Annotated in this window: 10 protein-coding genes; 5 read left to right on the forward strand and 5 right to left on the reverse strand. The window is 48.0% G+C overall.

The genetic code is table 11. From position 1 onward, the window contains the following. Window positions 1-932 precede the first annotated feature (932 nt). Entirely contained in the window at window positions 933-1,082 is a 150-nt protein-coding gene (locus tag Q7J27_09250; GenBank protein MDO9529333.1) for a hypothetical protein, read from the forward strand. Between the two features lie 36 nt (window positions 1,083-1,118). Further along, window positions 1,119-1,490: a phenylpyruvate tautomerase MIF-related protein gene (locus Q7J27_09255; GenBank protein MDO9529334.1), complete on the forward strand. Its 372-nt coding sequence runs from the start codon at window positions 1,119-1,121 to the stop codon at window positions 1,488-1,490. On the opposite strand, the gene Q7J27_09260 is transcribed toward Q7J27_09255, so the two are convergent. The 4 genes from Q7J27_09260 to Q7J27_09275 form a co-directional block, all read right to left on the reverse strand. After that, entirely contained in the window at window positions 1,427-2,596 is a 1,170-nt protein-coding gene (locus Q7J27_09260) for a DUF3089 domain-containing protein (protein MDO9529335.1), read from the reverse strand. The genes Q7J27_09255 and Q7J27_09260 overlap by 64 nt on opposite strands. A gap of 31 nt (window positions 2,597-2,627) precedes the next feature. After that, the gene (locus tag Q7J27_09265) at window positions 2,628-3,719 is read right to left on the reverse strand and encodes an arginine deiminase family protein (protein ID MDO9529336.1); all 1,092 of its coding nucleotides are present in this window, start codon (window positions 3,717-3,719) and stop codon (window positions 2,628-2,630) included. 96 nt (window positions 3,720-3,815) lie between these two features. Further along, the gene (locus Q7J27_09270; protein ID MDO9529337.1) at window positions 3,816-4,091 is read right to left on the reverse strand and encodes a cupin domain-containing protein; all 276 of its coding nucleotides are present in this window, start codon (window positions 4,089-4,091) and stop codon (window positions 3,816-3,818) included. Window positions 4,092-4,108: 17 nt separating this feature from the next. Continuing rightward, the gene (locus Q7J27_09275) at window positions 4,109-4,525 is read right to left on the reverse strand and encodes a secondary thiamine-phosphate synthase enzyme YjbQ (protein ID MDO9529338.1); all 417 of its coding nucleotides are present in this window, start codon (window positions 4,523-4,525) and stop codon (window positions 4,109-4,111) included. Window positions 4,526-4,604: 79 nt separating this feature from the next. Here Q7J27_09275 and Q7J27_09280 point away from each other — a divergent pair, with 79 nt between their 5' ends. The 3 genes from Q7J27_09280 to Q7J27_09290 all read left to right on the forward strand — a co-directional run bounded on the left by Q7J27_09280 (window position 4,605) and on the right by Q7J27_09290 (window position 5,610). After that, window positions 4,605-4,832 (forward strand): hypothetical protein, encoded by a 228-nt coding sequence (locus Q7J27_09280; protein MDO9529339.1) that lies wholly within the window; start codon window positions 4,605-4,607, stop codon window positions 4,830-4,832. Between the two features lie 239 nt (window positions 4,833-5,071). Further along, window positions 5,072-5,290, forward strand: a complete 219-nt coding sequence (locus Q7J27_09285; protein ID MDO9529340.1) for a DUF433 domain-containing protein — start codon at window positions 5,072-5,074, stop codon at window positions 5,288-5,290. A 2-nt stretch (window positions 5,291-5,292) separates the two neighbouring features. Beyond that, window positions 5,293-5,610, forward strand: coding sequence for a DUF5615 family PIN-like protein (locus tag Q7J27_09290; protein ID MDO9529341.1), 318 nt, complete (start codon window positions 5,293-5,295; stop codon window positions 5,608-5,610). A 391-nt stretch (window positions 5,611-6,001) separates the two neighbouring features. On the opposite strand, the gene Q7J27_09295 is transcribed toward Q7J27_09290, so the two are convergent. Continuing rightward, window positions 6,002-6,574, reverse strand: a complete 573-nt coding sequence (locus Q7J27_09295) for a hypothetical protein (GenBank protein ID MDO9529342.1) — start codon at window positions 6,572-6,574, stop codon at window positions 6,002-6,004. Window positions 6,575-6,618 lie beyond the last annotated feature (44 nt).

Here is a 6,618-nt window from a genome sequence, read left to right on the forward strand (position 1 = left end):
TACTTGTGCCTGATAACGTGAACTGGTTCCATCTTGAGCATGCTCCTTGCCTCCTAAGGGTTTATTCCCTTGGGAGACAGTATGCCTCAGGTGGTCCCTTTTCGATGGCCGGAGTGGTCCCTTTTTGGATGGCCGCGCGCAGGCTTCGTTTCGCCGCAGCGGACTACGCCGGGTCGCGCGAGGAAAATATGGCCGTGCCATGCGTAGCCCCTTGGGCGAAGCATGGCTGTGCTCTGCGTCTTGTCCGGTTGTCTAATCAGGCGAACTTGTTATTATGACGCTAACTTCGGTCTGCTTATCCAGAATTATCAGATTCCCCTAAAATCGTCACAACCCATTTCTATTACGGGTTTAACTGCTCCTTACGAGCCATTTCCCAGACATTGCTAAGACGCTAATTTGCGTCTTAACAACGGCCAGAACGGGATAAAGCCGCAGATTTGCGTCTTATCCACGGTAAAAGGGGGGCAAAAGACGCACTCGTGTTCCTTTCACCACCCGTTGCCCAGGGACAATACATTCTTGGGTTAAAGGCTATACCCGCCCCTTTAAGAGGTCAATATCGCTTTACAAGTTAACACAGAGTTCTGATTCCTCTCACGGAGTGTTCTTCTGTTGCTTATCCTGCTTCTGCTGGGCCTTGTGCTCTTGTTTGATTACCATCTGTTTCTGACTCTTGTTCTTATTCTTTTTTCCGCCTTTATCTCCCATTGTGTGACTCCTTTCCATTCGCTATTTACCGTTTTGCCCAATGCCAATAACCCCGTTCCTCAAGGACAATACATTCTTGGATTCAAGGCTATACCTGCCCTTTTAAGAGGTCAACATGGAAAATCACGAATTATCCGCCGCACTCTTTCTATGTTTTTGACAGCAAAAGAACCCTAATCTACACCGGCAGAGGGGTGGACAACCCTAGGAAGGCCATAAAGATGAGGGTTAACGACCTGGACAGGGCGCTGGAAGAACATCTTTTCGGCAACCTCGTAAGCGTTCCAATGACAAATCCGATAGGCTGTAATATCAAGTGGGAAGGTAAGGCAGAACACTGGATGCCCGCCGACGCCTGCGACCTGGTGTAGGTGTAAATATTAAGACAGCTTTAAAAGGAGGATCCTATGCCGTTGATTAAGTTGGACGTGTCGAATGTTTCGGACGAGCAATGCAATAACCTGCTGCCGGCGCTTTCAAAGATGCTGGCGGAGATCACCGGCAAGCCGGAGAAATACGTCATGGCGACGGTGAGTAAAATGGCTCCTATAATGGCCGGGAAGCCTGGGCCGGCGGCATTTGCCGATATTCGCGGGATTGGCGGCTTTACGCCGGCGGTGAATAAAAAGGTTTCCCAAACGCTCCGCATTGCCTGCGAGGCGTCAGCAGGCGAATCGCCCGACCCTGATTCCCGTATTCTGCGGAAGACCGGATTTCAGTTAGGCTTGGCCATAAAGGCTTTTACGCGGTCGAGCGCGTTACGTCGAATGGTCTCGTAAAAAAGCTGGTAGTCGTAGTTATGATAGTCGCCGAAATCCGCGTTTAATAAGGGCATGTCAGGACCCATTCCGGGAAATCCCAGTATTGCGGGCTTGTTAATGATAAGCACTTTTCCGGAGGCGTCGGCACCGACTATTCCGGGAATCAATTTTAGAAGCGTGGTTTCCGACTCCGACCCCGGCAGAGCCCCCGGGTTCTTACGAGCTGGAATAAATCCGCCATGGAGTTTCCAGGAGAGAGGATTGATCTGAACGATGGGAGAACCGTTGATCTTCCGATAGGAACCTTTCAGCCATATGATTGCATTCCTGGTAAAGAAATCGGGAACCCCATCCTTGGTATACGTGTTCCAGCCGATCACTGTGCCCGTATCCATGGCTGAACGCGATGGTTCAATGCCAGGAATACCCATCGGCACGGCAAATCCGATCAAATAGGCCGCCACAAGCCTGTCCTGCAGAGGGGTGCCGATTATCTTTTCCTGTAGCAGGCGCAATCCGTGAAAACTTCCCTGGCTGTGGCCGGCCAGGATGAGTGGACGCCCCTGATTCCAGAATTTCAGATAATGGTTAAAGGATCGCTCGACATCGGAATATGCCAGGTCCGCGGCCCGGATACCGGATGTACCCTGATCGAAGAAGCAGTAGATTGTCATCTGCCGGTAACGGGGAGCGTAAACCCTTGCGGCCGCGTTAAAGGCGCTGGTGCAGTAACGCATCATACCGTCCGTGGCGGCTGAGGCGGCCTTTTCATTCCAGGGTGCGTTCCATGATGTGGGTGATGAATATCCCGTGGGATGAATAAAAAAAACATCGGCCGAAGCGTTTGACTGCGCTTCCGGGTATTTCGAGTTCGGTGGAGCAACATCCGCGGCGTCTTCCCGGGCGGGCAGGGCGGCCCAGGTCTTTTCCGACCAGTAATAGGGGGGCGGTGGAGCAGGGTAACGATCGAAAGGCCAGCGAGGTTTAAGGGAGGGCTCGATCTTTTTGCGGACTGCCGGGGATAATCCGCCATCCGTGATGATTTCCTGTGCCGGGCTTGAAACAGCAATTATCCCGAAGAAAATAAGAAAACGCAAAGCCGCGCATATTCTTCTTTCTTTCATTTTGCATGTGCCTTTCAACAGGGCCCGGAGTTCATCGTTCCAGTTTGCTCTCACGACGTAAGGGATGATGTGAGCAGCGGAATCCGCCACCCCAGGTCACAACTTGATCATAAGGTATCTCAATGACGTTATGTCCTTTCTTCCGCAATGCCTCGGCTATCCTGTGCTGATGCTCGGCCATAATTACTGTCTTGTCATCAAGCACCAGGCAATTTGCTCCAAGTTTCTTTGCCTCGTCAACAGACACTTCGACAAAATCCCAGTTCCGTAATGATTCAGGTAATTCGCTCAGTATCCCTTTACGGCAGATAAGGCCCAAACCGGGCCGAAGCAGGGCAAGCACACAATCCAGGTGTTCGAATTCCGGATTCAATTTGATTTCGCGGACTTTGTATTCCGGTCCCAGATAGTTTTGGAGCCACTCGATACCCGCTTTATTGCTTCCTCGTCCGGAGTTACCCACATAGATTTCGTATCCGTTAAGCATAACGTCTCCACCTTCCAGGTAGATACCATCCTCCCTGAAAGCGGGGGAAACCGCGGGTACAGCCACGTGTTTAGTTCCGGTTCCTTTGATGCGTTCCCTGATAATGGGCCTTATAGCGTACCTTTCCTTTGCGCGAAACGGGATTTTGATAGCTGTCTCAATCACATTGTTACCTATAACCAGAATAGGATCGCGGGCCATCAAAAAGAAACTCCCCTTCTGTACGTCCGCCAGGTATCCCTTTTCGGCGGGATGGGTTAACCGGCGGGGACGATGGACTATCACCCCCCGTTTCTCAAGCGCTTTTGCCAAACCGTTGATCTGCTCGACAACCATCTTGGCGCTTTCAGGTTCCACTTCACTGACTGGTTTTCCACCATCTTTTTTCATCATTTCAATATACTTGGGATCATAGATAAAACTCACCGCATCACAATAGCTGGGTAGAACCATATCCTCTCCTCTGCCGACAACGACCTCTTTGAGTGTGCCCCATTCATGGTTCACGGAAACACTTTGCTGGGAACTTTTCATATCTGGGCCTCTTTCCTTTTTAGAATCCTTTGCCGAACATCGGGATTGCCATCCTGTCAACAATAGTCCCACTATACTTAAGAATATTACAGAAGTTTTCATTATCTCTTTTCTCCTTCTTGCGCATAACGGATGCGCTGTCCCGACCGCCCGGCTAAATTTTGCAACCATGCAAGGACTGACACCTTTCCTTCTCGCTTACCCAAAGGTGTAATGCTTCTTAACGTCTTTGCGAATATTCCATGTACATGACATTCCAACTGGGAATGTAACAAGATCACCTTTGCCCATTTCTACTGGCTCGCCGCCGTCAGGAGTAACAACAACATCACCTTCGAGAAAATAGCACGTTTCCTGACTATCATAGCTCCACGGGAATTCGGATGCTTCCTTTGTCCAGACAGGCCAGCCCAATACTCCCAATTCTTTCAACCGTTCTTCGCTTGGATTGTGTTCTACTGTGATTTGATTCATAGTCTTTACCACCTGTTTTAATTTCCCTGCACAGTAACAATAATCTTTCGCGAACGAGGTTTTACATCACACTCAAGAAGAAATATCTGCTGCCAGGTACCCAACACGAGGCGTCCTTTGCTTATGGGCATAGTCAGAGAAGGTCCCATCAATGTCGCCTGGAGGTGGGAGTGAGCATTACCATCGTGCCATGCCTGTTCATGCCCGTATGCGCGGCTGGGGGGCATGAGCTTATCCAGTATCTCGGGAAGATCGCGCGCCAAGCCTGGCTCAAGCTCTATTGTTCCGATACAACCGGTACTTCCCACATTGAAAACATGAACAACGCCTGTCTGGATTCCAGACCGCTCCACAATTTTGGAAACCTTGCTGGTGATGTCATGTATGTCTTCGTGCCCGCTTGTACTGATTTGAATTTCTTCCTGAAAGGCCATGGTTTACATTATCCACAAACAGCAAGGAAAACTAGTAGGAAAAATAGAAAACTAGGAGTCACATTGACTAAGTTTATTCATGTTGCTCTGGCCCCAACTTGTTATTATGGCGCCGCTTCATGGTCGGCTTATCCCAAATTATCAGATTACTCGATTATACCCGCGAACACCGGCCGTTGCCCAGGGACAATACATTCTTGGATTCAAGGCTATACCCGCCCAAGTAGAAGTCAACACGGAAAAACGGCGACCAGAAGAATATCGGATTATGGTCGGCATGGAAGATTTGCCCGTAGAAGCCCTGTAATCCCTCGCCCTATCTGAACCCCACGGAATTGTTTTGACGCTCCACAGGCATTTTTAAAAATTAATTAGGGCATATGGGGTAGAGCTCATGCCCAAAAATGGGGCAGAGGGGCTTGGATGACCATTTTTTTGGAATCAGAATAAATGGGCAGGGCAAGAGAAAAATTCGTATGAATATTAAGGAACGTTTGTCTGTCGTTTTTGTCTTGATTATTATTGATTATTTGAGACAATCAATGCATGAAAAAATATATGCCCAATATTATTATCTCCAATGTAGGAATTCTCGGTGGAACACCTGTTTTTCAGGGAACCCGCGTACCGGTTCAGACGCTTCTGGATTACCTGGAGGCAGATGATTCAATTGAGACGTTTTTGGATGATTTTCCCACAGTGACTCATAAACAGGTTGTAGCGGTATTAGAAGTCGCCAAGGAAAAACTCCTTGCGACGGTGTAAATATGAAAGTCGTTATTGACGAATGCCTTCCCCGTCGTCTTGCCAATGCTCTTGCCGGTCATAAAGTCTGGACGGTTCAACAGATTCGGCTGAATGGATTACTTAACGGCGCTTTGCTTAAAGCCATTAAAGATGATTTTGATGTTTTTATTACGGTTGACCAGAACCTTGTCTTTCAGCAGAACTTGAAGTCGGTCAAAATCGCTGTAATTGTTTTAAGTGCCAGAACCAACCGATTCGACGATATTCAACCACTCATACCTGCCGTCCTGAAAACACTCCAGAGGATTAAACCAGGGCAGATTATTCAGATTGATTGAAAATCATTACCCCTTCAAATGGTCCTCATGCCCAAAACTGCCCAAACAGCCCTGGTTGACTAAAAATTTTCAGAATCGCCACGGCTTCGTTTCGGGGCGGCGAACTACGCCGGGTCGCGTGAGGAAAATATGGCTGTGCCCTGCGTAGCCTCTTGGGCGAAGCAGGGGCAGGATAAGGAAAAAAATGGTCGCCATCGGACTAATGGCGACCATTTTTAAGAGGGTCGGGGCGGTGAGATTTGAACTCACGACTTTTTGGACCCGAACTGGACCCCTCAATCCGACCATTTTTTACACGGTCTATTTTTCTGTAAACTATTGAAAAGCTAATGTAACATTTATAAGACATTTTATCCGACCATTTCTTTCATCCAATGGTCCTCATGGCTAATCATTTCTTTAATTCCTCAATAACATCCGACGCTTTCACTAGACTGATCTTCCCAATTACAACAGGTTCTATTCCCCTGGCTTTTTTCCAAACATAGAAACGGCTGCCACCAAAATTCAACTTCTTCATCACCTGTTGCTTGGTCAGCCAGTTCCGGGATAAGTCTACAATATATGACCGCGAATAAAATACCTTTTTGGTTTTCTTTTCCATTATTTTATTGGTCTCTGCATATGCCCGTAATGATTTAGTTGATATTCCGTAAGAGCGAAGAGCCTTTACCGCTTCTGCTTCAGGCATTGAAAAGTCAGTAGGTCTTACGTCTCCCGTAGGCAAGGTAATGCTATCTGATGTAGCCGGAGGGTTGTTATTGAGTCCCCGTGCTTGTTGAATATTCGCAATATGGTTCTGTTTTGCCAAGAGGGGATTATTTTGGACGTATATTTTTATGGTTGTGGCTAAGTCTGAATGGCGAAGTCTGCCCTGGATAAAATATGGCGATAAACAAAGCCCCAGTTTGTCAATATTAGTCGTGGCGTAGGTGTGCCTTAAGCAGTGGGGATAATGCGCCATAAATCAGGGCTATATTTTGTCTTTCCGGATAATTGAACATTTAA

The sequence above is a fragment of the Syntrophales bacterium genome, assembly GCA_030655775.1.
Classification (GTDB): Bacteria; Desulfobacterota; Syntrophia; order Syntrophales; family JADFWA01; genus JAUSPI01.

Excerpts from the sequence above, each read along its gene's own strand:
- Q7J27_09250 (MDO9529333.1), top strand. The coding sequence starts at position 933 with ATGAGGGTTAACGACCTGGACAGGGCGCTGGAAGAACATCTTTTCGGC.
- Q7J27_09290 (MDO9529341.1), top strand. The coding sequence starts at position 5,293 with ATGAAAGTCGTTATTGACGAATGCCTTCCCCGTCGTCTTGCCAATGCT.
- Q7J27_09275 (MDO9529338.1), bottom strand. The coding sequence starts at position 4,525 with ATGGCCTTTCAGGAAGAAATTCAAATCAGTACAAGCGGGCACGAAGAC.
- Q7J27_09260 (MDO9529335.1), bottom strand. The coding sequence starts at position 2,596 with ATGAAAGAAAGAAGAATATGCGCGGCTTTGCGTTTTCTTATTTTCTTC.
- Q7J27_09280 (MDO9529339.1), top strand. The coding sequence starts at position 4,605 with ATGTTGCTCTGGCCCCAACTTGTTATTATGGCGCCGCTTCATGGTCGG.
- Q7J27_09265 (MDO9529336.1), bottom strand. The coding sequence starts at position 3,719 with ATGAAAACTTCTGTAATATTCTTAAGTATAGTGGGACTATTGTTGACA.
- Q7J27_09270 (MDO9529337.1), bottom strand. The coding sequence starts at position 4,091 with ATGAATCAAATCACAGTAGAACACAATCCAAGCGAAGAACGGTTGAAA.
- Q7J27_09295 (MDO9529342.1), bottom strand. The coding sequence starts at position 6,574 with ATGGCGCATTATCCCCACTGCTTAAGGCACACCTACGCCACGACTAAT.
- Q7J27_09285 (MDO9529340.1), top strand. The coding sequence starts at position 5,072 with ATGAAAAAATATATGCCCAATATTATTATCTCCAATGTAGGAATTCTC.
- Q7J27_09255 (MDO9529334.1), top strand. The coding sequence starts at position 1,119 with ATGCCGTTGATTAAGTTGGACGTGTCGAATGTTTCGGACGAGCAATGC.